24 protein-coding genes and 1 tRNA gene are annotated in these 23,034 nt (G+C 63.7%); 11 read left to right on the forward strand and 14 right to left on the reverse strand.

The window, feature by feature from the left end:
- Positions 1-82: 82 nt before the first annotated feature.
- From BUA05_RS05145 to BUA05_RS05180, 8 genes are all read right to left on the reverse strand, one after another.
- On the reverse strand, positions 83-1,264 hold the full coding sequence (locus BUA05_RS05145) for a molybdopterin molybdotransferase MoeA (RefSeq protein ID WP_072673597.1): 1,182 nt from the start codon (positions 1,262-1,264) through the stop codon (positions 83-85).
- Positions 1,261-1,761: a cyclic pyranopterin monophosphate synthase MoaC gene (gene moaC, locus BUA05_RS05150; protein WP_072673716.1), complete on the reverse strand. Its 501-nt coding sequence runs from the start codon at positions 1,759-1,761 to the stop codon at positions 1,261-1,263. The genes BUA05_RS05145 and moaC overlap by 4 nt, the downstream gene beginning before the upstream one ends.
- A 177-nt stretch (positions 1,762-1,938) precedes the next feature.
- Positions 1,939-2,733: an indole-3-glycerol phosphate synthase TrpC gene (gene trpC, locus BUA05_RS05155; protein ID WP_072673598.1), complete on the reverse strand. Its 795-nt coding sequence runs from the start codon at positions 2,731-2,733 to the stop codon at positions 1,939-1,941.
- Between the two features lie 36 nt (positions 2,734-2,769).
- Positions 2,770-3,762 (reverse strand): anthranilate phosphoribosyltransferase, encoded by a 993-nt coding sequence (gene trpD / locus BUA05_RS05160; RefSeq protein ID WP_072673599.1) that lies wholly within the window; start codon positions 3,760-3,762, stop codon positions 2,770-2,772.
- Positions 3,759-4,385, reverse strand: a complete 627-nt coding sequence (locus tag BUA05_RS05165) for an anthranilate synthase component II (protein ID WP_072673600.1) — start codon at positions 4,383-4,385, stop codon at positions 3,759-3,761. Before BUA05_RS05165 ends, trpD begins: the two co-directional genes overlap by 4 nt.
- On the reverse strand, positions 4,382-5,248 hold the full coding sequence (locus BUA05_RS05170; protein WP_072673601.1) for a phosphodiester glycosidase family protein: 867 nt from the start codon (positions 5,246-5,248) through the stop codon (positions 4,382-4,384). The genes BUA05_RS05165 and BUA05_RS05170 overlap by 4 nt, the downstream gene beginning before the upstream one ends.
- Positions 5,245-6,750, reverse strand: coding sequence for an anthranilate synthase component I family protein (locus tag BUA05_RS05175; protein ID WP_072673717.1), 1,506 nt, complete (start codon positions 6,748-6,750; stop codon positions 5,245-5,247). Before BUA05_RS05175 ends, BUA05_RS05170 begins: the two co-directional genes overlap by 4 nt.
- 52 nt (positions 6,751-6,802) lie before the next feature.
- Positions 6,803-8,737 (reverse strand): peptidylprolyl isomerase, encoded by a 1,935-nt coding sequence (locus BUA05_RS05180; RefSeq protein WP_072673602.1) that lies wholly within the window; start codon positions 8,735-8,737, stop codon positions 6,803-6,805.
- Positions 8,738-9,030: 293 nt separating this feature from the next.
- Between BUA05_RS05180 and tpiA the strand changes: the two genes are divergently transcribed.
- Both tpiA and secG read left to right on the forward strand, forming a co-directional pair.
- Positions 9,031-9,804: a triose-phosphate isomerase gene (gene tpiA / locus BUA05_RS05185; RefSeq protein WP_072673603.1), complete on the forward strand. Its 774-nt coding sequence runs from the start codon at positions 9,031-9,033 to the stop codon at positions 9,802-9,804.
- Between the two features lie 107 nt (positions 9,805-9,911).
- Entirely contained in the window at positions 9,912-10,286 is a 375-nt protein-coding gene (secG, locus tag BUA05_RS05190) for a preprotein translocase subunit SecG (protein ID WP_178139142.1), read from the forward strand.
- Between the two features lie 72 nt (positions 10,287-10,358).
- On the opposite strand, the gene BUA05_RS14710 is transcribed toward secG, so the two are convergent.
- Positions 10,359-10,502, reverse strand: coding sequence for a hypothetical protein (locus tag BUA05_RS14710; protein WP_158093689.1), 144 nt, complete (start codon positions 10,500-10,502; stop codon positions 10,359-10,361).
- A gap of 130 nt (positions 10,503-10,632) precedes the next feature.
- Between BUA05_RS14710 and BUA05_RS05195 the strand changes: the two genes are divergently transcribed.
- Positions 10,633-12,270, forward strand: a complete 1,638-nt coding sequence (locus BUA05_RS05195) for a CTP synthase (protein ID WP_072673604.1) — start codon at positions 10,633-10,635, stop codon at positions 12,268-12,270.
- 425 nt (positions 12,271-12,695) lie between these two features.
- Here the strand turns inward: BUA05_RS05195 and BUA05_RS05200 are convergent, their stop codons facing one another.
- The gene (locus BUA05_RS05200) at positions 12,696-13,178 is read right to left on the reverse strand and encodes an Hsp20 family protein (RefSeq protein WP_072673605.1); all 483 of its coding nucleotides are present in this window, start codon (positions 13,176-13,178) and stop codon (positions 12,696-12,698) included.
- Between the two features lie 153 nt (positions 13,179-13,331).
- On the opposite strand from BUA05_RS05200, the gene grxC reads away from it, so the two are divergent.
- The 4 genes from grxC to BUA05_RS05220 all read left to right on the forward strand — a co-directional run bounded on the left by grxC (position 13,332) and on the right by BUA05_RS05220 (position 15,076).
- A complete protein-coding gene (gene grxC / locus BUA05_RS05205; RefSeq protein ID WP_072673606.1) occupies positions 13,332-13,595 on the forward strand; it encodes a glutaredoxin 3 in 264 nt (87 codons plus the stop codon).
- Positions 13,595-14,431 (forward strand): carbon-nitrogen hydrolase family protein, encoded by an 837-nt coding sequence (locus tag BUA05_RS05210; RefSeq protein WP_072673607.1) that lies wholly within the window; start codon positions 13,595-13,597, stop codon positions 14,429-14,431. Before grxC ends, BUA05_RS05210 begins: the two co-directional genes overlap by 1 nt.
- Positions 14,431-14,904, forward strand: coding sequence for a DUF1178 family protein (locus tag BUA05_RS05215; RefSeq protein WP_072673608.1), 474 nt, complete (start codon positions 14,431-14,433; stop codon positions 14,902-14,904). Before BUA05_RS05210 ends, BUA05_RS05215 begins: the two co-directional genes overlap by 1 nt.
- Before the next feature lie 95 nt (positions 14,905-14,999).
- Positions 15,000-15,076: transfer RNA gene (locus BUA05_RS05220), tRNA-Arg, on the forward strand.
- A gap of 16 nt (positions 15,077-15,092) precedes the next feature.
- Here BUA05_RS05220 and BUA05_RS05225 read toward each other — a convergent pair.
- Both BUA05_RS05225 and BUA05_RS05230 read right to left on the reverse strand, forming a co-directional pair.
- On the reverse strand, positions 15,093-16,310 hold the full coding sequence (locus BUA05_RS05225; RefSeq protein WP_245790091.1) for an MFS transporter: 1,218 nt from the start codon (positions 16,308-16,310) through the stop codon (positions 15,093-15,095).
- Positions 16,307-17,221, reverse strand: a complete 915-nt coding sequence (locus tag BUA05_RS05230) for a haloalkane dehalogenase (RefSeq protein ID WP_072673609.1) — start codon at positions 17,219-17,221, stop codon at positions 16,307-16,309. Before BUA05_RS05230 ends, BUA05_RS05225 begins: the two co-directional genes overlap by 4 nt.
- A 175-nt stretch (positions 17,222-17,396) precedes the next feature.
- Between BUA05_RS05230 and BUA05_RS05235 the strand changes: the two genes are divergently transcribed.
- The 4 genes from BUA05_RS05235 (at position 17,397) to BUA05_RS05250 (ending at position 21,678) form a co-directional block, all read left to right on the forward strand.
- Positions 17,397-18,557, forward strand: a complete 1,161-nt coding sequence (locus tag BUA05_RS05235; RefSeq protein ID WP_072673610.1) for an acyl-CoA dehydrogenase family protein — start codon at positions 17,397-17,399, stop codon at positions 18,555-18,557.
- A 130-nt stretch (positions 18,558-18,687) separates the two neighbouring features.
- Positions 18,688-18,963 carry an FtsB family cell division protein gene (locus BUA05_RS05240; RefSeq protein ID WP_342742089.1) on the forward strand — a complete coding sequence of 92 codons (276 nt, stop codon included), beginning with the start codon at positions 18,688-18,690 and terminating at the stop codon, positions 18,961-18,963.
- Positions 18,964-19,215: 252 nt separating this feature from the next.
- Positions 19,216-20,322 (forward strand): pyruvate dehydrogenase (acetyl-transferring) E1 component subunit alpha, encoded by a 1,107-nt coding sequence (gene pdhA / locus BUA05_RS05245; RefSeq protein WP_072673612.1) that lies wholly within the window; start codon positions 19,216-19,218, stop codon positions 20,320-20,322.
- 3 nt (positions 20,323-20,325) lie between these two features.
- On the forward strand, positions 20,326-21,678 hold the full coding sequence (locus tag BUA05_RS05250) for a pyruvate dehydrogenase complex E1 component subunit beta (protein ID WP_072673613.1): 1,353 nt from the start codon (positions 20,326-20,328) through the stop codon (positions 21,676-21,678).
- Positions 21,679-21,702: 24 nt separating this feature from the next.
- Here the strand turns inward: BUA05_RS05250 and BUA05_RS05255 are convergent, their stop codons facing one another.
- Positions 21,703-22,431 (reverse strand): TadE/TadG family type IV pilus assembly protein, encoded by a 729-nt coding sequence (locus tag BUA05_RS05255; protein WP_245790092.1) that lies wholly within the window; start codon positions 22,429-22,431, stop codon positions 21,703-21,705.
- Positions 22,428-23,009, reverse strand: coding sequence for a TadE/TadG family type IV pilus assembly protein (locus BUA05_RS05260; protein WP_245790093.1), 582 nt, complete (start codon positions 23,007-23,009; stop codon positions 22,428-22,430). The genes BUA05_RS05255 and BUA05_RS05260 overlap by 4 nt, the downstream gene beginning before the upstream one ends.
- Between the last annotated feature and the right edge of the window lie 25 nt (positions 23,010-23,034).

A 23,034-nucleotide genomic window follows, 5' to 3' on the forward strand; every position in this document is an offset into this window, starting at 1 on the left:
CACCGATAAGGTGAACGAACAAGGAACAATTAGGCAACCATTAAGCACAAGTCAAGCGCCACGCGCCGCAAACCCGCGCAATTCAGCCGTTCTGGAGCGGGAACACCCGCAAGGCCTCGCCAAGCGATGCTGCCGGGGCTCCCGCGGGGCGGTCGATCAGACAATTGGCGAGGGCGAGCGCGGTCAGGGCGCTCGAATCCTGCGAACCGGCGAGGCGCACGCCTTGCCCGTCGCTCACCGCACGCAGGAACTCGCGGCGCTTGCCCACGGCGGGCAAGGGTTGCGCCGCTGGCAGGGTGATGCTGCGCGGAAGCGGATCGGGACTGCCCATCGCCGCGCGCACCAGCGGCAGGGCGAACAGGAAGGCGGTGACAAAACTCGATACCGGATTGCCCGGCAGGCCCAGCACAACCTGCGCGCCGCGCGTTGCCACCAGCAACGGCTTGCCCGGCTTGATTGCGACCTTCCAGAAGGCCGTCTGCGCGCCCCACTGGCCGAGCGCGGGCTTGATGAGGTCGTGATCGCCCACCGATGCTCCGCCCGATGTGATCAGGATATCCGCGTTTTCGGCCTGGGCCAGCGCGGCGGCAAGTGCAGCCATATCGTCACCAATGGGGCCGAGCCGGAGCACCTCGCAGCCCACTGGCGCCAGCATTGCAGCGATCATCGCGCCGTTGCTGGCGGGGATCTGGTGAGGGGCGCAATTGGCCGGATCGGGGGCGAGTTCGTCGCCGCTGTCCATCACCGCAACCCGCACCGGGCGCGCAGCGGCAAGTTGCCGATGCCCTGCGGCAAGCGCGAGGGCAATATGCCCTGCGGTCATCCGTGTGCCACGTGCTAGCACCACATCACTGGCCCGAAAATCGAACCCGCGCCGCCGGATATGCCGCCCGTGATCCGGGATGGCACTGGCTGTGACACGTCCATCAGCCATTGCGGCGTCTTCCTGCAACAGCACGCAGGTCGCGCCGTCGGGCACCACCGCGCCGGTCGATATCCGCACGCATTGTCCCGCTGTCAGCGCGTTGCCAAACGGTGATCCGGCGCGGCTCTCGCCGACCAGCGCCCATGGCCCGTTTCCGGGAGCAAGCGCATAGCCATCCATGGCAGAAAGATCGGCCGGAGGCTGGGTCCGGGCGGCGCGCACATCCTCGGCGGGGTAGCGGCCCAGCATGGCCTCAACCGGGACATTTTCGAGCGGCAGCACCGGGGCCAGCGCCAGCAGCCGGGCTTGCGCTTCCTCCAGGCCAAGCAGCGCGCTCAAACCGCGCTTGCCTTCCAGTCGCCCGACTTGCCGCCGGTCTTTTCGATCAGGCGCACTTCGGAAATGACCATGCCCTTGTCGATCACCTTGGCCATGTCGTAAATCGTCAGGAGTGCGATCGAAGCGGCTGTCATCGCTTCCATTTCCACGCCTGTCCGCCCTGTCAAAGAGGCGGTGGCCGTGGCCCGGATCGCTCCGGCCCCGTCGGCATCTTCATAGGTGAAATCCACGTTCACCGCCTCAAGGCCGAGCGGATGGCATAGCGGGATCAATTCGCCAGTGCGTTTGGCCGCCATGATCCCGGCGATACGCGCAGTGCCCAGCACATCACCCTTGGGCGCATTGCCAGCCCGGATCGCGGCGAGTGCCTCTGCCGACATGGAGATGATCCCCGATGCGACCGCGCGGCGCCGGGTCGCTGGCTTGCCGCCGACATCGACCATGCGCGCTGCACCATCATCATCGAGATGGGTCAATCGGGGATCGGTTTCGTTCATGTTGAAGCCCGCGATGCTTTCCGAAGCGGCGTGTAGGAGACACATGAGACACTGTTCAGGGCAAGAAATCCCGCCCGGTCGCCATCGGGTACGAGGCGAGCAGGCGGCAAGGGAATGAACATGGTCATGCGCCCGGTCTTGCCCGATTTTGCCGCTGTAGGACAGCCAGCGATTTGATCAGGATTGGCCTTCGAGCAGGGCGCGGGTGGCTGCCGCGATATCGGGCTGGCGCATCAGGCTTTCCCCGACAAGGAAAGTGTGCACGCCCGAGGCGGCAAGACGGGTGATGTCGGCATGGCTGTTGATGCCGCTTTCGCCCACCAGCAGCGTGCCTTCGGGTGCGAGCGGCGCGAGCCGTTCGGTGACGCAAAGCGACGTGGTGAAGGTTTTGAGATCGCGGTTGTTGACCCCGATCAGGCGGGATTTGAGCAACCGTGCAGCGCGCTCCATTTCAGCCTCGTCATGCACTTCGACCAGCACGTCCATGCCGCATTCGGTCGCCGCCACCTCGATCTCGGCCATCAGCGTGTCATCCAGCGCGGCGACAATGATCAGGATCGCATCGGCCCCGATGGCCCGCGCTTCGAGGCATTGCCACGGATCGACCATGAAATCCTTGCGCAGCACCGGGAGGGCGCAGGCGGCGCGGGCCTGTATCAGGCAATCCTCGTGTCCCTGAAAATAGGGCGCATCGGTCAGCACCGAAAGGCACGTCGCGCCGCCCTGTTCATAGGCTGCGGCGTGTTCGGCGGGGCGGAAATCGTTGCGGATCAGACCTTTGGAAGGGCTCGCCTTCTTGATCTCGGCAATCAGCGCATAGCCTGAAGCGGCGCGGGCGCGCAGGGCGGCCTCGAACCTGCGCGGCGGTGTCTGGACGCGCGCGGCGGCGGCCAGTTGCTGTTCGCTGATCGCCAGCTTGCGGGCGGCGACAATTTCGCGCTTGGCGGCGCAGATTTCTTCAAGCTTGTTCATCGTCTCACTTCGTTGGCGATTTAACGGGCCAGCGCATTAACGGGCCAGCTCAATCCATTGTTCGAGCAGCGCCAATGCACGCCCGGAATCGAGCGCCTCTGCCGCCATGCCAGCGCGATTCTGCCAATCGCTCCCGCGGTCCGCGACCAGCAGCGCGCCCGCCGCGTTGAACAGAACTGCATCGCGATAGGGACCGGGCGCGCCCATCAGCAGCGCCTTGAGCGCGGCAGCATTGTGCTGCGCGTCATCGCCGCGGATCGCCTCGATCGGCGCGTGCGGCAGGCCCGCTGCGCTGGCATCGACCCGCTCCATCGCAAAGCTCGTGCCGGTCACCACCGCGACTTCGTTGCCGCCCGCAAGGCTCAACTCGTCCAGCCCTTCATCGCCCGATACAATCAGCGACCGGCCAGTGCCAAGCCGCGCCAGCGCGCCAGCATAGATCGGAACATAGGCGGGCCGGGCAATGCCGATCAGCTGGCTTTTGACCTTGGCCGGATTGGACAGCGGCCCCATCAGGTTAAAGATCGTGCGCTTGCCGATCTTCTGGCGGATGGGCTGGATGCGCGCCATCGCCGGGTGGTGGTTCCTGGCGAACAGGAAACAGATGCCGATTTCGGCGAGGGTTCTTTCCGCAGTGCGCCCGGCGGCGTCCATATCAAGGCCCAAGGCTTCGAGCGTGTCCGCCGCTCCTGCCTTTGATGATGCCGCACGGTTGCCATGCTTGGCGACCGGCACGCCGCAGGCCGCGACCACAAGGCTGACGGCGGTGGAGACATTGAGCGTATGGTGTCCGTCGCCCCCTGTGCCGCAAACGTCGATCGCGTTTTCGGGTGCGGTAATCGGAATCAGCCGCGCCCTGAGGGCCCGCGCAGCACCGGCGATTTCATCAGCCGTCTCGCCGCGTTCGGACAGTGCGATAAGGAAGGTTTCGATGTCGGATTCTGAGGGCGCCCCATCAAGCAGCAGGCCAAACGCGGTTTCGGCCTCAGCCTCGCTCAGCGGCGTGGAAAGGTCAGGGAGCGTGCTCATGCGCCGAGCCTTGCGGGCAGCTTTGGTTCGATCCCGCAAACGCGCAGGAAATTGGCCAGCAGCGCGTGGCCATGTTCGGTGGCGATGCTTTCGGGATGGAACTGCACGCTGTGGATCGGCCGGCTTTCATGCCGGAAGCCCATCACGCTGGCCTGGCCCGCGCCCGGCGTTTGCGCATGGGCATTGGCGATCAGCACGTCCGGCATGTCGACCACTTCAAGGCTGTGATAGCGCGTGGCGATGAAGGGCGAGGGCAGCCCGGCAAACACTCCGGTCCCGTCATGCGTGACTGGAGAGGTCTTGCCATGCATCAACCCGCCGCGCACCACGCGCCCGCCGAAATGCTGGCCGATCGCCTGATGGCCCAGACACACGCCCATCAAGGGCTTGCCCGCATCCGCGCAGGCGGCGACCAGATCAAGGCTGATCCCGGCCTCGTTGGGGGTGCAGGGGCCGGGCGAGATCAGGAAGCCCGCGGCATTCGTCCGCAGCGCCTCGGCAGCGGTAAGCGCGTCGTTGCGCTCCACGCGCACCTCCGCCCCCAGTTCCATCAGGTAATGGACGAGGTTGAAGGTGAAGCTGTCGTAATTGTCGATGACAAGGATCGTGCCGGAAGGTGTCATTGGGCGGCTCCTTCGCGTTTTGTCACCACGATGATCGGGCCCACGCGGCCGCCATCCATGCGGCCGCCTTGCTGTTCGTTGGCAGGATCCCACAACGCGGACACCTGCCCATCGAGATAGAGCGCATTGCTCACCTTCAATTCGTCACGGAAATAGCGCGCCAGCTGTCCGAAGCTGAGCGGTGCATCGGCGATGACGAAGTGGGCGCGGCCTGTCTGGTCCACGCCCACGCCATTGCGGATGGCGCGCGAAGGGCCATTCTCCTGAATGGCAGGGTGCAACTTGCCATCCACCACCAGCATCGGGCCGGACTGGGTGCCGAACTGCGGGCGGTCGCTGACTGTGGCAAAGAAGGCATCGCTCGCCAGCACCCGCCACGTGCCGCCGGTGCCGAAGAACACCCCGTTGGGCTTCATGTAGAAATTGCCGTCACCGTCGCTGCGGTTCAGCTCGGACAGACGCTCGCCATTTTCGACGTAATATCCGATCGCCTTCAGGTCATCGCCATAGATCCCGCCGTTGATGGCAAAGGCGATGGTGGCGGCATCGGCGCTGGCGGCAAAGGCGGCAAGCGAACCAAAAGGCTGCCCGCCAGCAGGCGCGTTTGCCATGGCGATGCGGTGCGTGGCCGGATCGGCGATGCAATGGGTGATCGGCACTTCCTCGAACACAGCACTGCGGCAGGCGGAATCCACCGCCGCGACGCTGGGCGTGGGCGTGGGCGTGGGCGCAGGAGGAACGATTTCCTCCGGCGGCGTCGATCCATCAAGATGCGCCCGCACCACTGGTTCGCCCGCGGGCGGATCGGAACAGGCGGCAAGAGCGAGCAGCAAGCTTGCGGCAAGGGCAGCGGCGCGGATCATTGCCCATACCCCGGTTCTCCCGCCACGCGGACTGCCTCGCGGGCGGCGGCGATCAGGGCGCCGGCCTTGGCGCGGCATTCGGCAAGTTCGTAATCGGGTTCTGAATCGGCAACGATCCCTGCGCCTGCCTGCACGTGCATCACCCCGTCCTTGACCACGGCAGTGCGCAGCACGATGCACGAATCAAGGCTGCCGTCGGGCGCGAAATAGCCGACCCCGCCAGCATAGGCCCCGCGCGTTTCCGGCTCCAGTTCGGCGATGATCTCGCACGCCCGGATTTTCGGGGCGCCTGACACAGTGCCCGCTGGAAAACCTGCAAACAACGCGTCCAATGCGTCCTTATCGGACGCAAGCTTGCCCACCACATTGCTGACGATATGCATGACATGGCTATAGCGTTCGACCGTGAAGCTGTCGGTGACAGTAACGCTGCCTGTCGCCGCCACCCGGCCCACATCATTGCGCCCCAGATCCAGCAGCATCAGATGTTCGGAGCGTTCCTTGGGATCGGCCAGCAGGCTGGCTTCGTTGGCGATGTCTTCCTCGCGCGTGGCCCCGCGAGGCCGGGTGCCGGCAATCGGACGGATGGTGACCTCATCGTCGCGCACCCGCACCAGAATTTCGGGACTGGACCCCACCAGCGCAAAGCCGGGCAGGTCGAGGAAATAGAGAAACGGCGAAGGATTTACCCGGCGCAGGGCGCGGTACAGCGCCAGCGGCGGCAGCGGGAAGGGGCAGGTAAAGCGCTGGGCGAGCACGACCTGAAAAATGTCGCCTGCGAGGATGTAGTCCTTCGCCCGCAACGCCATGGCCTTGTAATCATCGGGTGCGATTACCGGTGCAAGGTCGGGCAGCGCATCGGGCAGGGCAGGCTGCTCCGCCTGCGGAGCTGCCTGGGCAAGCTGGCTCAGCACGGCATCGATCCGTTCGCCGGCATGTTCAACCGCAGCTTGCGGATTGTCCGCCTGCCAGATCGGTGCAACGGCATAAAGCGCGTCGGTCAGCCCATCGAAAACAAGGATCACCCCTGGCCGCACGAACAGCAGATCAGGCAGGGCAAGCGGGCTGTCGGCGGCGCGTGGCAGGCGCTCGACCAGGCCAATCGTCTCATAGCCGAGATAGCCGACCAGACAGGCGAGGGCAGGGGGCAGGCCTTCGGGCAGGGGATCGACCCGGCAGGTCGCGGCCAGCGCACGCAATTCAGCCAGCGCATCGCCGCTGCACGGCTCAAAGGCCTCGCGGTCGCGGCGCCAGTCTCGGTTGATTTCGGCGGTGGTGCCGCTGGCCCGGAACACCAGATCGGGATCGAGGCCCAGCAGGCTGTAACGTCCGCGCACCTCGCCGCCCTCGACCGATTCGAGCAGGAAATCGCCGCGCCCGGGCACAATCAACCGCCGCGCCGCGCCGACCGGCGTGTCGCTGTCGGCGATGATCCGCCGCCACACCAGCGCCGGGCCGCCCAGCGCCAGCGCTGCGGCGGCAGCAGCTGCGTTTTCGGGCAGACCGGTCGAATTGGGATCGGATCGGGTGGTCACGAAGCGGCTGTGCCTGCGCTCATTGTTCGCCGGTCAGCTGCTTGCGCACCGCCGCGATGGCCGCCTCGTTGCGCGTCGTGCCCAGCTCTGCACGCATCGCTGCCTGCGCCTGACTGCGATATTCCTCTGTCAGGGTGGGCGCGAGCTGGCGGCGGGTCTGTTCCAGCAGACCCGGTTCGCCGTCGACCGGATCGGTGGTGATTTCATCAAGGCTGATAATATACCAGCCCAGATCGCGCGGAGCCTCCAGCACCTTGATCGATCCTTCGGCCATGGAGAACATCAGCACCAGCGGCGGCGGGAGATTGCCCTGCCGCTGGGCTAGCAATTCACGGCGTTTCAGATCGATCGGCTCACGCTCGAAACCGGACTTTTCCTCGGCGGCGATGGCCGCGGAAAGGGCCATGTCGCCTCGTGCCTTTTCGATGATCCGGTCGGCTGCCGCGCGGGCGGCTTTTGCGCCTTGCGCCCGGCTCCACGCTGCCTCGGCCTGCTGTTTGATCTCGTCCAGCGGCGGGGCGGCGGCTTCCTCGATTCGTGCGACTTCGAAAACCACGAATTGCTGCCCGGGCACGACCTCGGCCAGTTGCGGTTCGCTTTCATCCATCTGGAATGCGGTTGAAAGCACCGGCACCAGTTGCGGTACGATCTGCACATCAGCCCGCCCGAAGGCCTGCCCGCTGGCAAGCAGGGCGGGCGTGGTCTCGATGGTGAGGTCATAGGCCTTGGCCACTTCGGCCAGCGCCGTGCCGCCGTCGATCTCGGCCTCGATCTCCGCCGTCAGGTCGGCCACGGCAGCGCCGCGCTTTTCAGTGGCAAGCTGCTCGGTGATTTCGGGGCTGGCCTGGGCAAGGGTGCGCGCCGGGATGCGCTCGATTTCATCGACCCGCGCGACATACCACCCAAGCGTGCCCTGCGCCGGTTCGACCGCCGTGCCGCGCTCGGCCTTGAAGACATTTTCCGCAAAGGCGAAGCTGGTCGCATTGGCGAGCGTTTCGCGATCGCGCAGCTCGGCGCTCGATGAATTGAAGCCCGCCTCGAGCGCCGCCGCCTCAAGCGAGGTTCCCGCGCGGATCCGCGCTGCCAAAGCCTTGGCGGCATCCTCGGTCGGAACGACAAAGGACGTCACCGCGCGGCGCTCGATTGCCTTGTATTGGTCGGCATCACGCTTGTACCGCGCCGCGATTTCCGCTTCGCTTGGCGTGGCGGACACTTCGAGCGTGTCGGCACCAAATACGGCAAAGCGCAAGGTGCGGCGTTCGGGGCGGATGAACTGGGTGCGGTTTTCGCCATACCATTGGGTCAGCTGGGCCTCGCTCGGCCCGCTTTCCGGCGCAAAGATGCTGCTTGGCACCAGCGCGATTTCCCCGCGCCGCCGTTCCAGCACCAGCGCGGCATATTGCCGGGCGATCCTCTCGGGCATCTGCGGTGCGACCACGGCGGGCTTCAGCAATTGCTGTTCGAGCAGGCCGTCCTTCAGATCGCGGCGGAACACCGCATCGCTCAGCCCGGCCTGGCGCAGCGCGGCAAGGTAGCTGTCCTCGTCAAATTCGCCGGTCAGCCCGCGGAACGCTTCGATCTTGAGGATTTCGCTGTTGACCAGATTCTGGCCCGCCCTGAGGTCGTATTTCTCGGCATAATTGCCCACCGCATAGCGATTGATCAGCTGGCGCAGCACTTCGTCCAGCCCGCCTTCGGTGACGAATTCGGGCATGGTCAGGGTCGGGTTCTGGCGCCGCATCTGATCAAGCCCGGTGGTGGCTGCGGTGACCAGTTCGGAATTGGCGACAGGTTCGCCGCCGACCACAGCCACCCGGTCGCCGCCCGACACCCCGCCGAACGTCGACCCGGTGATATCCGCCGCTGCAAAAGCGAGCGCGATCAGCACCAGAAAACCGATGAAGATCGGCAGACCGATCTTCGACTGGAAAAAGCGACGGAAAAAGGACAGCATTGCGGTTAAGACCCTACCGGTAAGTATTGGCTGCCGGCGGGCAAGGCGGGGTCCCCCGTCTGCCGCAAGCGAAATGGCGCAAGCGAAATAGCGCGAGCGCGCTTTATCCACCCTGAGACCGCGCGGCAACAGGTCTCCCGGCCTTTTGTTCAACCGGCGCCTTTTGTGCAACCGGCGTGTTTTGTTGATCGGGCCTTTTGACTGCGGGGTCTACCTCGGCTAGCGGACGCTCCCCCAAGGGCGTAATGTCTATGGGAATCGCTATTCCCTCTCCAAAGGTCCAGGACAAACCCATGACACGCCGACCTTACATCGTCGGAAACTGGAAGATGCACGGCACCCGCGCGATGCTGTCCGAAGCGCGCGCCATTGATCGCGCAGCCCAGCGGCACATGAAGGTGGAGGTTGCGCTGGCGCCGCCCTTCACGCTGATCCACCCGATCCACCGCGAGGCCGAGCAGATCTCGGTCGGCGCGCAGGATTGCCACCATGCCGATGGCGGTGCGCATACCGGCGACATATCGGCAGCGATGGTCGCCGATGCCGGGGCCAAGTTCGTGATCCTCGGCCACTCCGAACGGCGGCAGGATCATGCCGAGGACGACGCGCTGGTGCGCGCCAAGGCCGGGGCGGCGCTGGCGGCGGGCCTGAGAATCATCATGTGTTGCGGCGAAAGCGCCAAGACCCGCGAATCGGGCCGTGCGGTCGCCTTTGTCAAAACACAGCTCAAGGCCTCGCTCCCGTCGCCGGACGATGTGCCGGCCGACCTCGCCGAGCGCATCACGGTGGCCTATGAACCGATCTGGGCGATCGGCACGGGCAATGCCGCCACCACCGATGACATCGCCGAGATGCATGATGCGATCCGGCACCTGCTAGTCGAGCTTTACGGCGAGGAACAGGGCGGCGCGGTGCGCATCCTGTATGGCGGCTCGGTCAAGGCCGAGAACGCTGCCGAAATCTTCGCCGTGCCCGAAGTGGGCGGGGCGCTGGTGGGCGGGGCAAGCCTGACGGCCGACAGCTTCATGGGCATTGCGCTGGCGGCGGGCGAGCCGACGGATCATTGATCGCAGCAACGGGCCTGTGCCGGCCACCCTTGCCGAGACCGCGCGCGTTGCCTACATGGCGCGCAGATTGCCACACCGGGCGCAACGCCCTTTGACGAGTTTTGTCCATGTCCCTGTTTATCTTCCTCACCGTGATTCAGGCTGTGGTGGCCGCAGCGCTGGTCGGCGTGGTGCTGATGCAGCGCTCCGAAGGCGGGGGACTGGGCATTGGCGGAAACCCGTCCGGCGGGATCGGTGCGCGTGGGGCTGCAGATTTCCTGACCCGGTCGACCAAGTGGCTGGCCGTGGCGTTCGTGGTGCTGTCGATCGTGCTGGCCGCGCTCGCCGTGCGTGAGAGCAGCCTTGGCACCGTAAGCTCGACGCTTGATCGCGCTGCACCGGCCGCTGCACCCGATCTGCTGGCCGATTCGGCGGATACCCCGGCAAATGCTCCCGCTGAAACGGCACCGGCCGCTCCGGCCAAAGACCCGCTCGCTGAATAAGCGCGGCGCGTGCGCCGTCTGGCGTTTTTTGCCAGACCTCAGGCGGGATGCATCATCATGTTGATGGGGTGTTCAATCCGCGATCTTTCCAAGCCAGCGGCGGCGACCATGATCCGTGCTGCGGATCTTGCGCGCTTTTCCCATGCATGACCTGGATTCTTCCTGGCTGATCTCGTTTTTTTCCAAAAGCACGATCTTGGCTGCTGGAAGCGACATGGTGTCCGCCGTGTCCACCCTGATTACCGTTCAGAATGCGGCCTTCGGACGACACGCCTGTGGATGGCCGCGCACAAGTGCCGCAATTCGCTTGCCCCGAATCCCTCTCGCTGCTTAAGGCCCGTCTCCCATGGCGCGGTACATTTTCATCACCGGCGGCGTGGTCTCCTCGCTCGGCAAAGGTCTCATGGCTGCCTCACTGGCGGCCCTCCTGCAGGCGCGTGGCTACAAGGTCCGCATCCGCAAGTTCGATCCCTATCTCAACGTCGATCCGGGCACGATGAGCCCCTATCAGCACGGCGAGGTCTATGTCACCGATGACGGGGCAGAGACCGATCTCGATCTCGGGCATTACGAACGTTTCACCGGCGTTTCCGCGCGGCAGAGCGACAATATCACCAGCGGGCGGGTTTACCGCGACATCATCGCCAAGGAACGCCGCGGCGATTATCTGGGCGCGACAGTGCAGGTGATCCCGCACGTGACCGACGCGATCAAGGCGTTTGCGCTCGCCGATCAGGGCGATCACGATTTCATCCTGTGCGAGATCGGCGGGACGGTGGGCGACATCGAATCGCTGCCCTTCATGGAAGCAATCCGCCAGCTCCGGAACGAACTCGAACCGCTCCAGACCCTTTCGGTTCATGTGACGCTGGTGCCCTATATCAAGGCGGCGGGCGAGCTGAAGACCAAGCCGACCCAGCATTCGGTGCGCGAACTCGCCAGCCTCGGGATCAAGCCCGACTTGCTGCTGTGCCGTGCGGAACATCCGATCCCCGACAGCGAGCGTCAGAAAATCGCGAATTTCTGCAACGTGCGCAAAGAGGCGGTGATCCCGGCGCTGGATGCGCCGTCGATCTATTCGGTGCCGCTGCAATATCATGCCGAAGGGCTGGATGCCGAAGTCCTGCGCGGTTTCGGCATTACCGATGCGCCTGCCCCTGACCTGACGGCGTGGAATGATGTAACCGACCGCTATTTCAACCCCGAAGGCGAGGTCACCATAGCTGTCGTCGGCAAATATGTTGGGCTGCCTGATGCCTACAAGAGCCTGAACGAAGCGCTGGTGCATGGCGGCCTTGCCAACCGGGTCAGGGTCAACATCAAGTGGATCGATGCCGAGATTTTTGAGGGTGACGACACCTCGCAGATCATCGCCGCGCTGGAACCGATGCACGGCATTCTGGTGCCCGGCGGTTTCGGGACCCGTGGGAGCGAGGGCAAGATCGCCGCGGTAGGCTTTGCCCGGACGCGCAATGTGCCGTTCTTCGGCATTTGTCTGGGCATGCAGATGGCCTGCGTCGAAGGCGCGCGCACGGCGGGGCTCGCCAAGGCTTCGTCAACCGAGTTCGGGCCGACCGATACCCCGGTGGTAGGCATCATCACCGAGTGGATGAGCAAGGAAGGCTTGCAGCAGCGCGAGGCAGGGGGCGATCTTGGCGGAACGATGCGGCTTGGCGCCTATCCGGCAAAGCTCAGCGCCAACAGCCACACCTCGCGTATCTATGGCGGGGTGGAGATGATTTCCGAGCGCCACCGGCACCGCTACGAGGTCAACAGCGCCTTTATCGAGCCGCTGGAAAAGGACGGGCTGCTATTTGCGGGCATGTCGCCCGACGGGTTGCTGCCCGAAATTGTCGAGCGTCCCGATCACCCGTGGTTTGTCGGTGTGCAGTTCCACCCTGAGCTGAAATCCCGCCCGTTCGATCCGCATCCCTTGTTCGCCGGGTTCATCGCAGCGGCACTGGAGCAATCGCGACTCGTGTAGAGTGCAGAGCAATCTCAGGCCCCGATCTCAGGCCCCGATCTCAACTGGATCAGATTAGGCTGCACGGCTGCGCACAAGCCGCCGATTGTCAGTTTGTTGGGCCAGCTTGTTACAACCCGCGGCCAACATGTGTCGTATCTTTACAAAGATGTAAGTTTGGCCTTGCGTGAGGTTACGGTTAAGCATTAAACGCGCATTATCAGATGGCGTCTCGTACCCACTGCGCGGCCAGGCAGGCAGCGCTTGCAAGCGGGGCAGTAGCGGTATTCCCGCAAGGTGCCCGGATCCTCTGGCGAATTTGGCTTGCTGGATTTTGTCCGTCTTCTGCGACCCGGACGGACAGGATCAGGCAAGGCGGCGAAAGCCGCGGGGGCGGATCGAAAGATCCGCCCCCTTTGATTTTCAAACGAAAAAGCTGTTCCCTGTCAGGCCGCGCTGGCCTGATCTTTATTGTCGCCGTCCACCGGAACGGCGGTTAGCTGGGCGGCGCCGTTGATCGCGATTTTCTTGGGCTTCATCGCCTCGGGCACTTCACGCACCAGATCGATGGTCAGCAGACCGTCGGCGAGGTCGGCGTTTTCGACGCGGACGAAATCGGCCAGTTCAAATCTCCGGTCGAACCCGCGATTGGCGATGCCGACGTGGATCAGTTCCGAGCCGTCCGCTGTCTCCTCGCGCTTTTTGCCTTGCACAACCAGCAGGTTCTGCTGCGCGGTGATGTCGATATCAGCCGCGCGGAAACCGGCCACCGCAAGTGTGATGCGGTAATTGTCCTCGCCCTGGCGCGAGATGTTGAAGGGCGGGTAATTGTCCCCCGCATTCAGACGCGCCTGATTTTCGAGCAGGTCAAACAGGCGATCAAAGCCCACGGTGCTGCGGCGGTAGGGGGTGAAATCGAAACGTGACATAATCGCAAATCCTCTTGTCTGAGCAATTTGGCACCTGATTGCGGGCCTGCCGGATGCAGCACCCGCTTTGCCGCTTGCGCGTTCCCCAAGACTGGCGGAATACAGCGACAGCCCCTATCTGGTTTGCAAATCTTACCTTTCAAGAGGATCGCAATGGCTGGCCCACAGATCGACATCTATACCAAATTCGGTTGCCCTTATTGTGTGCGTGCCAAGCACCTGCTCGACCAGAAGGGCGCGGCCTATTCCGAGCATGACATCACCATGGGCGGGCCCAAGCGCGACGAAATGCGCGCGCGCGCACCGCAGGCGATGACAGTGCCGCAGATCTTCATCGGCGATACGCATGTGGGCGGGTCTGATGATCTCGCCGCGCTGGAACGAGCAGGCCGGCTCGACGCGCTGCTGGCTGGCTGATGGCGCGAATCGCCGTCCTGCAGATGTGTTCCGGGATCGATCCGGAGGCGAACCTCTTCGCCATCGAGGACGCGGCGCGCGATGCGGCGGCGGCGGGCGCGCAGGTGCTGTTCACGCCGGAAATGTCGATCCTGCTCGACCGCAATCGCGAACGCGCGCGCGACTGGATCGAAGGGAGCGGGCCCGGCGAAGCGACCGGGCGGCTGTTCAATCATGCAGGCGAATTCGGCATCGACATCGCGCTCGGCTCGCAAGCCGTGCGGGGCGCGAACGGCAAGTGGGCCAACCGCTCGATGTATTTCAGCCGCCACGGCGAAAGCGCGGTTGATCCGGTCACATATGACAAGATCCACATGTTCGATGTCCAGCTCGGCACAGGCGAAAAGTGGCGCGAAAGTGCCGCATACGAGCCGGGAACCCAGGTCGTCACCGTCGAGGATACGCCAATCGGCAGGCTGGGCCTGACAGTCTGCTATGACCTCCGCTTCCCCGCGCTTTTCGGTGAACTGGGCGACCGGTGCTGCGATGTGATCGCCGTGCCTGCCGCCTTCACCCGCCCCACCGGCGCTGCGCATTGGCACGTGATGCTGCGCGCCCGAGCTATTGAGGCCAGCGCCTTTGTCATTGCCGCCGCGCAGGTCGGCCAGCATGCAGACGGGCGCGAAACCTATGGCCACAGCCTTGTGGTCGATCCCTGGGGCGAGGTGCTGCTCGACATGGGGGGCGATGAACCGGGGCTGGCGTTCTACGACATCGATCATGCCCGGATTGCCGAGGTACGCGCCCAGGTGCCGGCTCTTGCCAACCGCCGCAACATTCCCGGATCGGACGCATAATGATCGTATTCGACCTCTCCTGCGCTGACGGCCACCGGTTCGAGGGCTGGTTCGGTTCCTCGGCAGATTACGCGGACCAGCAGGCGCGCGGGCTGGTGGCCTGCCCGCATTGCGGCACGGCCGAGGTCAGCAAGGCGCCCATGGCCCCGGCGGTTCCGGCCAAGGGCAACGCAAGGCCTGAGCGTTCCATCCCCGCGCCCGAAGCATCCCGGCAGCTCGCCAATGCGCCGATGTCGCCGCAGGTGCAGCAGGCGCTCACCGCGCTCGCCAAGGCGCAGGCCGACGCACTCAAGACCAGCACATGGGTCGGCGACAGATTCGCTGACGAAACGCGCGCGATGCATTATGGCGAGCGCGATGAGGCACCGATCCACGGGCAGGCCACTCTTGCCGAGGCAAAAGCGCTGATCGATGAGGGTGTGCCGGTTGCTCCGCTGCCGTTCCCGGTCGCTCCCCCAGACAAACTGAATTGATCGGCATTATCGTGCGCACGCCGTCTGGCGTGCGATTCCCTCGCTCCTGCGGGCCGATATTGCGCCGTCCACTGACGCTGCTATGTGGGTTCCGGGACCCCGTAGCTCAGCCGGATAGAGCACCAGATTCCTAATCTGGGGGCCGCGCGTTCGAATCGCGCCGGGGTCACCATCCAGCCGGTTCGCCGTTAAAGCGCGGCTTTCCGCCAGCGCCGCTCGGCATGAAAGGCGAGAGAAACCACCCCCAGCGACATGATCAACATCAGCGCGCAGGTTCCGGCCCAGCCACCCCAATCATAGACAGCTGTTCCAAGCGCACTGCCGATCGCACCGCCGATGAACATGACCACGATGTAGGATGTTATCAGCCGGGTGCGAATCTCGGGAGCGAGCGCGAACAGGATCATGCGTCCGGTCACATCAATGGTCGGGCCGACGAGGTTAACGAGCAGCAGCGGCACAACCAGCGGCAGGATCCCGAAACCGAGGGGGTAGAACAGGGCGATCCCTGCCAGTTGCACGACTGCCGCCGTCAGCCGTGCCCGGCGCGCGCCCACCTTATCCGCCCAGCGCCCAAGCCGCGGCGTGGAAAAAATGCTGATCGCGGCAATCCCTGCAAGGTAGCCGACGCTGTCTGTGCCATAGCCCATTTCGGGGCTGGTAAGGTGGAGCGCCAGCGCCAGCCAGCTGGCTGTGAAGATCGCGAAATTGAGGCCCTGGATCGTTGCTGAAATCCGCATCTCGGGGTGCTGCGCGGCAAGGGCGAAAACCGAGCGGATCAAGGCGCCATAGCTCGCCTGCGGCTGCTTGCGCGGCAGGTTCTCGCTGCGCATGGCGAAGGGCAGGAATACCGCGACCCCTCCCATCAGTGCAAAGGCGAACCAGTAAACCGCTCGCCAATCGGCATGTTCGGCGATCACCCCGGCGCTGAGCCGGGCGACGAGAATGCCGAAAATCACCCCCGCCGTCAGCAGTGCGGTGACCTGCCCAAGCCGCTCTGGCGCGACCCGTTTCGATGCGAAGGCAGGGATCAGATAGGGCGCGATGGTGACGAAGCCGAGCAGGGTCGAGGCGAGGGTGAAAAGGGCGAAGTCTTTGGCCATCGCCATGCCCAGCATGCACAATGTCTGGCCCACAACGAACAACAGGCACAATCGCCGGTTGGAATAGAAATCGCCCAGCGGCAGCAGCAGCAGGATGCCCAGCGCCAGCGCAAGCTGGTTGAGCGCGGGAACAATACCGATCTGCGCCTCGCCAACCCCGAAGCCGCGCGCAACCTCGCCGATGATCGGGTGGATGTAATAGGCATTGGCAGTCACCACCGCGACAGTCACGGCGAGGGCATATTCCTGCCCCCGGCTCAGATAGGCTGCGGCCCCGCCGGGTTGGTCTGTTGGCAGGTTCAAGCGGGAAAGCCTGCCTTGTGCGCCATGTCGATCATCGCCTGCGCAAGTTCGGCAGGGCGGTCTTCCTGGCTGAAATGGCCACAGGTCGAAAGCATGGCATGGGGCTGACCTTGTGCGCCCATGATCCGCTCTGCAAGCAGCGGCCCCGCCATGCCCAGCACCGGATCATCTTCGCCAAACAGGGTCAGGAACGGCCTGTCATACCCTTCCAGCCCCTGCCACGCGGCGATGTTGTCGGCGACACCGGGCCTGTCATCCTCGACCGGCACCAGTTGCGGGAAAGCGCGCGCGCCGGCCTTGCTGGGTTCGTCGGGGAAGGGGGCATCATAGGCGGCAATCTCGGCTGCACTCAAAGCACACTGACAGCCGCGGTCCATGATCCCGCCGATCCTGAAATCGGGCGAGGTGCGGGCAAATTCGCGCCACGCCAGAAAACCCGGCGAAGCCCTGCCGCCGGTGGGCAGAAAGGTGTTGCTGGCGACGACGAAAGCAAAGCGTTCCGGTTCCTGCCCGACCATCCTGAGGCCCAGAAGCCCGCCCCAGTCCTGACAGAACAGGCCCGCCACATCAGGCACCACCGCATTGCGCCACTGTTTCAACCACGCGACATGGCGGGCGTAGGTGTAGAAGCTCTGGTCGCCGGGTTTGTCGCTTTTGCCGAAACCGATCAGGTCGGGCGCAAGGCAGCGAAATCCTGCCGCAACCAGCAAGGGAATCATCTTGCGATAAAGATAGCTCCAGCTCGGCTCGCCGTGGAACAGTAGCAGCGCTGGGGCGCCGCGAGGGCCCTCGTCGAGATAATGCATCCGGCCCGAATATCCCTCGCCAAGGTCTATGGTCAGCCAGTTTTCAGCAAAGGGGTAATCCGGGATCCCGGCAAACCGGGCCGGATCGTGGGCGATGATCTGCATGGCCGTAGCCTCTCCTGCTTTGCCGTTTCAGTATCAGATCGAAACGGGATTGCCAGTGCGCCTGTCTTGCGAGAAGGGGATGGGCGTCTTGCCGGATTGACCATCATTTTTGTGCGCTGGACGTAGCATTGAAGGCGGGGCAATCCGCCGGACGTTATCAGGAGAATGATCAGGCATGCCGCATGATACCGAAGAGCTTGCTGAAATCCGCCGCGCGGTGCGCAGCCTGTGCGAAGGATTTCCCGGGGAATACTGGCGTGCGAAGGATGCTGCCCGTGAATATCCCGGCGAGTTCGTTGATGCCCTGACCCGTGCGGGTTTCCTCGCAGCGCTGATCCCGGTTGACCATGGCGGCAGCGGTCTCAGCCTTGAGGCGGCCTGCGTGATCATGGAAGAAATTCAGGCGAGCGGGTGCAACGGATCATCCGCCCATGCGCAAATGTACATCATGAACACGCTGCTGCGCTATGGCAGCGAGGCGCAGAAAGCGCATTACCTGCCGCGCATCGCCAGCGGGGAACTGCGGCTGCAAGCCTTTGGCGTCAGCGAACCCGCCAGCGGCACGGACACGCTCAGCCTCAAGACCCGCGCAGTCCGCGATGGCGAGGAATATGTCATCACCGGACAGAAGATCTGGACCAGCCGCGCCGAACATTCCGACCTGATGCTGCTGCTCGCCCGCACCACGCCGCGCGAGGAGGTGGAAAAGAAGACCGATGGCCTCTCGATCTTTCTGGTCGACATGCAGGCGGCGCTGGACAACGGGATGACGGTGAAGCCGATCCGCACGATGATGAACCATTCATCCTGCGAGGTGTTCTTCGATGATCTGCGCATTCCCGCCTCCGCGCTGGTGGGGGAGGAAGGCAGGGGCTTCCGCTACATCCTGTCAGGCATGAATGCCGAGCGTATCCTGATTGCCGCAGAATGCATCGGCGATGCCAAGTGGTTCATCGGGAAAGCCACCGACTATGCCAAGGATCGCAATGTGTTTGCGCGCCCGATCGGCCAGAATCAGGGCGTGCAGTTCCCGATCGCGCGCGCCTATGCCCAGATGCGCGCGGCCGAGCTGATGGTGCTCCATACCGCCAAGGTCTATGATGAAGGCGGCAATCCGGGCGAGGAAGCCAACATGGCCAAACTGCTCGCATCCGAAGCCAGCTGGGCGGCGGCCGACATGTGCGTGCAGACCTTCGGCGGGTTCGGATTCGCCGAGGAATACGATGTCGAACGCAAGTTCCGCGAAGCACGGCTCTACACCGTCGCGCCGATCTCGACCAACCTCATCCTTTCTTATCTCGCCGAACACGTGCTGGGCCTGCCGCGCAGCTATTGAGCCGCAATCCGCAAGGATAATCGCACGGGCCAGCACTTGGGTCTTGCAGACGGGTGGCAAGTGTGATTCTGTGGCAATATCGACAAAAGGGGTTAAGGCAGGGATGCGCAAGACAGGATCAGGCGAAAGGTTGAAGCAGGTCGTGGCACTGGCTGCGCTGCTGGCGCTGGCCGGTTTTGCTGTCGCCGGCCCGACTGGATTGCTTGCCTGGAGCGAGAACCTCGCTGCGCTTGGACAGCGCGAGGCCGAGGTTGATCGCCTGACCGCTGAACGCAATGCCTTGCGCAACCGTGTGATGCTGCTCGATCCCGAAGCCGCCGATCCCGACCTCGCCAGCGAGTTGGTGCGCGAGCAGCTCGGCGTCATTCATGAGGATGAGCTCGTCATCACGCTTGAGGACGAGTAATACCAATGCCCGATGCGGTTGACTCATCAAGCATTGGTTAAGCCCGTGCGGGTCTTGAGCATTTCCAGCGCGTGATGCGTTGGCATCATAACGCGCTGGTATAAGCCTGCGGGTTTTTTGCATAATCGGCTGATTTCGTATGCGAGCGTGTGATCACGGTTCGCTTGACGTTGCGCGGTGGGTAAATCCCTGCCTATAGCGAAATCACGCGCACCTCCTCCCCCGAAGCGCGCCTGAGAGAGGAACCCGATCTTGGCAAAACAACCTTCCAAGTCCGCACCGCCGGCAAAGAAGCCCGCCTCGCGCAACCCCAAACCTGCCGCTCCGGCGGAAGATCCCGATTTTATCCTGCACTCGCTGCAAGAGGCATTCGAAGCCAGCAAGCGTTATGATGCAAGCGAAGCAGAGATGCTCGAATTCTACCGGCAGATGCTGCTGATCCGGCGGTTCGAGGAAAAGGCCGGGCAGCTTTACGGGCTTGGGCTGATCGGCGGATTCTGCCATCTTTACATCGGGCAGGAAGCGGTCGCCATCGGCCTCCAGAGCGCGCTCGACAATGATCGCGACAGCGTGATCACCGGCTATCGCGATCACGGCCACATGCTCGCCTACGGGATCGATCCCAAGGTGATCATGGCGGAACTGACCGGTCGCGAGGCCGGGATTTCCAAGGGCAAGGGCGGGTCGATGCACATGTTCTCGACCGAGCATAAGTTTTACGGCGGCCACGGCATCGTCGGCGCACAGGTGGCGCTGGGCGGCGGCCTCGCTCTGGCGCACCAGTACAACGAGGATGGCGGCATCTGCCTCGCCTATTTCGGTGATGGGGCGGCCAATCAGGGCCAGGTCTACGAAACCTTCAACATGGCCGCCCTGTGGAAGCTGCCGATTGTCTTCGTGGTCGAGGACAACCAATACGCGATGGGCACTGCGACCAAGCGTTCGTCTGCCGAAACCCGCTTTTACCGCCGCGGCACCGCGTTCCGCATTCCCGGCATGGAAGTGAACGGCATGGACGTGCTCGAAGTGCGCGCGGCGGCCGAAGTCGCCTTTGCCCATGTGCGCGCCGGGAAAGGCCCGGTGCTGATGGAGTGCAACACCTATCGCTATCGCGGCCATTCCATGTCCGACCCGGCCAAGTACCGCACCCGCGAGGAAGTGCAGGACCAGCGCGATCACCACGATCCGATCGAACGGCTGAAAAAGACGCTGGTCGAAGCCGGCAAGACCGAAGACGAATTGAAGGCCATCGACAAGGCGATCCGTTCCGAAGTGGCTCAGGCCGCCGATTTTGCCGAAACTTCGCCAGAACCAGAGACGAGCGAACTCTACACCGATGTGCTGGTGGGGGAGTACTGAGCCATGGCGATCGAACTGAAGATGCCGGCCCTGTCGCCGACCATGGAGCAGGGCACGCTGGCCAAGTGGCTGAAGGCAGAAGGCGACCGGATCGAACCGGGCGATATCATCGCCGAGATCGAGACCGACAAGGCAACGATGGAATTCGAAGCCATCGACGAAGGCGTTTTGTCGAAGATCCTGATTGCGGCGGGCACAGAGGATGTCGCGGTGGGCGCAGTGATTGCGCTGATCGAAGGGGAAGGGGAGGAAGCGGCGCCTGCGCCTGCGCCAGCGGAAACACAAGCTCCAGCACCAACTCCGTCACCAACACCGAAAGCCGAAAAGCCCGTTTCTGCACCCGCTTCTGACCCCGCAATCCCGGCGGGCACCAACATGCGCTCGATCACCGTGCGCGAAGCCTTGCGCGATGCGATGGCCGAAGAAATGCGCCGTGATGGCCGGGTGTTCGTAATGGGTGAGGAAGTCGCCGAATATCAGGGCGCCTACAAGGTCACGCAGGGCCTGCTGGCCGAATTCGGGCCGAAGCGGGTGATCGACACCCCGATCACCGAATATGGGTTTGCCGGGATCGGCACCGGGGCGGCGATGGGCGGATTGCGTCCGATTGTCGAATTCATGACCTTCAACTTCGCCATGCAGGCGATTGATCACATCATCAATTCGGCGGCCAAGACCAATTACATGTCCGGCGGTCAGATGCGCTGTCCGATCGTGTTCCGCGGCCCCAATGGTGCGGCCTCACGCGTCGGCGCGCAGCACTCGCAGAACTACGGCCCGTGGTATGCCAGCGTCCCCGGCCTGATCGTGATCGCGCCCTATGATGCGTCGGATGCCAAAGGGCTGATGAAGGCCGCGATCCGCTGCGAAGACCCGGTTGTCTTCCTTGAAAACGAGCTGATTTACGGCCGGACCTTTGAACTGCCGGAACTGGATGATCACGTCCTGCCCATCGGCAAGGCACGGATCATGCGCGAAGGCACCGATGTCACCATCGTCAGCTACTCGATCGGCGTGGGCATGGCATTGGAAGCCGCCGAAACGCTGGCGGACGAAGGAATTGATGCCGAAGTGATCGACCTGCGCACGCTGCGCCCGCTCGATACCGCGACGATCCTCAGCAGTCTGGCCAGGACCAACCGCCTGATCATTGCCGAGGAAGGCTGGCCCACCTGCTCCATCGCCAGCGAAGTGATTGCGGTGTGCATGGAGCAGGGCTTTGACCACCTCGATGCGCCGGTGCTGCGGGTGTGCAACGAGGATGTGCCGTTGCCCTATGCGGCCAACCTTGAAAAGCTTGCGCTGATCGATGCGGCACGCATTGCCGATGCCGCGCGCAAGGTGTGCTACAAATAGCGGCGCGGGGCCGCCCGGTCATGATCAGGCCGGGCGGTCTGCCGAATAGATGTTGCAGTTGGCGACGGGTGCGGGCGGGTTGCGCTGGAACAGGCCCGTAAGATTGCGATTGTCGCGGATGTTGAACGCAGCGGTGTAGGTAATGGCGTTCCCGTCGAAAATATCGAACGGGGTAAGCGCCTCATAATCATAGGATATTTCGACAAAGATCACCGCGGTCCCGGGGCTTGCGGTAATCTCGCGGCCGGCCTCGCCCATTCCGGGAAAGGTCGTGCCGGTGGCTCCGTTGCCCTGAACGCCGAATGTCGAATCATGAACCTTCGCGCCGCGGCAGCGCTGCCATGCGATCCATTGGCCGCCATCGGCGTTCTGCTGGAGGCTCGAGACGATGATCCGTCCCTGCTCGAAGATGTCGATCTGCTCGCCCAGGCGCTCTGCACCGATGAAGGATTCGTTAATATCGGACTCGAACACCTGGCGGGCGATCAGCACATCCTGTTCGCCCACGCGTGAGACGTTGTCGGCAATCTGCATGGCCACCTGACTGACCTGCATATGCGTGATTACGTAAAAGGCGGTTTCGGTGCCGAGCATCCCCATGCCGAGCACGAGCGGCGCGGCAAAGGCGAATTCGACAAAGGCGACACCCGAATTGTTCCGGGCCAGCGTCCGGGGCAGGCGGCACGCACGGCGGCAAAGTCTTGCCGCTGACTTGCCCAGCGTCGCGGGTGTGAAAGCGCTAACAGGCATCATGGGCAGTTCCCCGTTTCGCTCGAACGGACCTGTTCATCAAAGGGCTGGTTGCGCAGCACGGTCGAGGCGCGCAGCGTTACACTATCGGGCATTCCGACAAGGCCGAACATCGGGAACAGTCGGGGATAGGAGACGATCGCGGTATAAAGCACCGCATCGCGCGCGCCGCCGATGCCTTCGCGCCCGCGATTGGCATCCCACTGGCCATTCTCGTTTGCATCGACAAAGACCTCGCCGTTGTTGCATTCGCCGTCGCCATTATCATCGGTATATTCTTCAGCCTCGCCGATATCGCTGAAGTCGAAATGCGACAGCTTTTCGAACTCAACGGTCGCCTCGGGCGGGACAACGGACATCACCTGGGTCCGCACGGCATCATCAATCGAAACCTGCCGACTGCCCGCATTTTCCAGCGTCAGATCGCGGCCGGCCTTTTGCAAGGCACCATTGACCAGCGAGGTGGTGTATTGCGTGTGGGCCATGTCGAAGATACCCATCACCATCACGATCAACACCGGCCCGACAAAGGCGAATTCGGTCAGAGTGGCTGCGCGCTCGTCACCAGCAAGGCGGGCCACGAGCGCGCGACAGCGGGATGCAACA

It is taken from the genome of Erythrobacter sanguineus, from assembly GCF_900143235.1.
Lineage (GTDB): Bacteria > Pseudomonadota > Alphaproteobacteria > Sphingomonadales > Sphingomonadaceae > Erythrobacter > Erythrobacter sanguineus.

Coding starts and splice junctions, on each gene's coding strand:
- moaC (WP_072673716.1), bottom strand. CDS start 1,761: ATGAACGAAACCGATCCCCGATTGACCCATCTCGATGATGATGGTGCA.
- trpC (WP_072673598.1), bottom strand. CDS start 2,733: ATGAACAAGCTTGAAGAAATCTGCGCCGCCAAGCGCGAAATTGTCGCC.
- trpD (WP_072673599.1), bottom strand. CDS start 3,762: ATGAGCACGCTCCCTGACCTTTCCACGCCGCTGAGCGAGGCTGAGGCC.
- BUA05_RS05165 (WP_072673600.1), bottom strand. CDS start 4,385: ATGACACCTTCCGGCACGATCCTTGTCATCGACAATTACGACAGCTTC.
- BUA05_RS05170 (WP_072673601.1), bottom strand. CDS start 5,248: ATGATCCGCGCCGCTGCCCTTGCCGCAAGCTTGCTGCTCGCTCTTGCC.
- BUA05_RS05180 (WP_072673602.1), bottom strand. CDS start 8,737: ATGCTGTCCTTTTTCCGTCGCTTTTTCCAGTCGAAGATCGGTCTGCCG.
- tpiA (WP_072673603.1), top strand. CDS start 9,031: ATGACACGCCGACCTTACATCGTCGGAAACTGGAAGATGCACGGCACC.
- secG (WP_178139142.1), top strand. CDS start 9,912: ATGTCCCTGTTTATCTTCCTCACCGTGATTCAGGCTGTGGTGGCCGCA.
- BUA05_RS14710 (WP_158093689.1), bottom strand. CDS start 10,502: ATGTCGCTTCCAGCAGCCAAGATCGTGCTTTTGGAAAAAAACGAGATC.
- BUA05_RS05195 (WP_072673604.1), top strand. CDS start 10,633: ATGGCGCGGTACATTTTCATCACCGGCGGCGTGGTCTCCTCGCTCGGC.
- BUA05_RS05200 (WP_072673605.1), bottom strand. CDS start 13,178: ATGTCACGTTTCGATTTCACCCCCTACCGCCGCAGCACCGTGGGCTTT.
- grxC (WP_072673606.1), top strand. CDS start 13,332: ATGGCTGGCCCACAGATCGACATCTATACCAAATTCGGTTGCCCTTAT.
- BUA05_RS05210 (WP_072673607.1), top strand. CDS start 13,595: ATGGCGCGAATCGCCGTCCTGCAGATGTGTTCCGGGATCGATCCGGAG.
- BUA05_RS05215 (WP_072673608.1), top strand. CDS start 14,431: ATGATCGTATTCGACCTCTCCTGCGCTGACGGCCACCGGTTCGAGGGC.
- BUA05_RS05230 (WP_072673609.1), bottom strand. CDS start 17,221: ATGCAGATCATCGCCCACGATCCGGCCCGGTTTGCCGGGATCCCGGAT.
- BUA05_RS05235 (WP_072673610.1), top strand. CDS start 17,397: ATGCCGCATGATACCGAAGAGCTTGCTGAAATCCGCCGCGCGGTGCGC.
- BUA05_RS05250 (WP_072673613.1), top strand. CDS start 20,326: ATGGCGATCGAACTGAAGATGCCGGCCCTGTCGCCGACCATGGAGCAG.
- BUA05_RS05255 (WP_245790092.1), bottom strand. CDS start 22,431: ATGATGCCTGTTAGCGCTTTCACACCCGCGACGCTGGGCAAGTCAGCG.